This window comes from Bartonella sp. EBT8, from assembly GCF_055796165.1.
On sequence record NZ_JBTTDJ010000058.1, the window covers coordinates 1 to 1927 of the forward strand.

Below are 1927 nucleotides of genomic sequence, written 5' to 3' on the forward strand. Positions count from 1 at the left end.
GGATGAACCAAGTCTAATCTATAGCAAGCAAAGTCATTCTTTGTCTTTAGAGGGGTGTCTCGAAATCATAGCGAGTCACCCCATTTTTACTCCAAAGATTTTGTGACGAGATTAACAGCTTATAGGCAAGCCGCATTGGTATCAATAATATTAAATTGTAATATTTTTGTTGACAATTGTAACTTATTACATTACATATTATTTAAAATAAAGCTGTTGAGTTTGCTATGATCAAAACATTTAAAAATAAAGACCTACAATCTCTCTGGGAAACAGGAAAAAGTAAAATTGATAGTAGGCTTCAACAGCGAATTATTCGCCGTCTTGATACTCTTGACGCAGCTTCTCAAGTAAGTGATATCAATGTACCGGGTTATAACTTTCATATGCTTAAAGGCTTTACTCCAACTCGCTACACAGTCCATATCAATGGTCCTTGGTGTATCACTTTTGAATTCCAAGATGGGCATGTTTATCATGTTGATCTGGAACAATATCATTGAAGGTTTTAAGATTAATTGTAAAGGAGACACTTCATGACTACACGTGATCCTAATCGTTGCCCTACTCATCCAGGAGAAATTTTAGCCGAATCTTTGGAGCATTTGGATACAAGCAAAACTGAAATTGCTCGAATTCTTCAAATATCGCGCCAACATCTACACAGCATCCTTAAAGGACAACGTCCTGTTACAGCTGTTACAGCAGCCCGTATTGGCAAGTTATTAGGCAACGGACCCGCCTTATGGTTACAACTTCAAGCCAATTATGATACATGGCATGCTTTGCGTGATATTGATGTTTCTTCTATTCCAACACTAGAAGCTAGTAAAAAAGTCAATGTACAAATGGACCATAGTTGTTAATAAAATAGCTAGAGCTTTTATCATCTCCCCGCCTTTAAAGACGAGGAGATGGCACTATAAACTAAGCAGCTTTTGTCACAGATCTTGCTAACACCTGTTTTGCTTCTTTGATTAAAGCTTTGTATTGCCTGTTTTCTTCGTCTACTCTAAAAGCATCGATAAGACGCATATGAATTGGACCTAAAAGATATAAAACTTTTTCACCAGCGTTCATACCCTCCCAATGGCTTGGTAAATCAAATCGTGTATCATTATCATAATCAACAGATTGGCTTCTTAGTTTCTTTTCACACTCAATAAAGTAACGACGGGCTTTCCTGCCTTTCTCATTGCGTTCAACCATTGAGAGTTCTTTCGCCATATCTAAAGTGATGTGATAGTTAATTGCTGTAACAGCCCTAGATTTTGCGCTTCCCAATTTTGGGAACCGCAAATCTTGTGTTTTTATGAAGTCTTTTCCCTCTTCAAATTCATATTGACGAATACGATCTGTAATCCAAGTAGCAAAGCGTTTTCCTATTTCCAAAAATATATGCAATTCACGTGCATCAACCGTTTGAATTGTTTCCTGATCAATAATTTTTTCTGATATTTTAATTAGAGTGTTCATGACGAACTCCTTACTATTTAGATGTCTTCTATTGACACCCCAAAGGGTATCGGGTGCTAGAAAACACGGTAGTAAGTCCGTCGTTATGCTTTTCCCATAAAAGGGTATTGTATAGCACAACTACACCCGACAAAGTTATTATACGCCATGCGCATGTAACAAGTCAAAGCATTCAATGTACGGAAAGAGACTGTTTCGGCAATCTATCCGCTTACTATTAAGGTGTTTTCTAGGCACCTTCCTATGAATCTAACGGTTTTAAACATTTTGTCAAGTCGTTCTCAAGAACGTCTGTTTGTCTCTCATTTTTCCCATTCATTTTCATTCATCAATCATGCAAAGGAGCATAATAATGACAACAGGTTTTTTACACGGTGTTGAAGTTGTCGAGGTGGACGATGGCACACGTCCCCTTCGCGCAGTTCAATCAGCAGTTATCGGAATTGTCGGT

At 37.7% G+C, this 1927-nt stretch carries 3 protein-coding genes; 2 read left to right on the forward strand and 1 reads right to left on the reverse strand.

The annotated features are described in order from the left end of the window. The first annotated feature begins 227 nt into the window (after positions 1-227). Both AC0QT4_RS08980 and AC0QT4_RS08985 read left to right on the forward strand, forming a co-directional pair. A complete protein-coding gene (locus AC0QT4_RS08980) occupies positions 228-503 on the forward strand; it encodes a type II toxin-antitoxin system RelE/ParE family toxin (protein ID WP_241438737.1) in 276 nt (91 codons plus the stop codon). 33 nt (positions 504-536) lie between these two features. Then, positions 537-866, forward strand: a complete 330-nt coding sequence (locus AC0QT4_RS08985) for a HigA family addiction module antitoxin (protein ID WP_254769772.1) — start codon at positions 537-539, stop codon at positions 864-866. Positions 867-927: 61 nt separating this feature from the next. Here the strand turns inward: AC0QT4_RS08985 and AC0QT4_RS08990 are convergent, their stop codons facing one another. After that, entirely contained in the window at positions 928-1476 is a 549-nt protein-coding gene (locus AC0QT4_RS08990) for an antA/AntB antirepressor family protein (RefSeq protein ID WP_473201328.1), read from the reverse strand. Between the last annotated feature and the right edge of the window lie 451 nt (positions 1477-1927).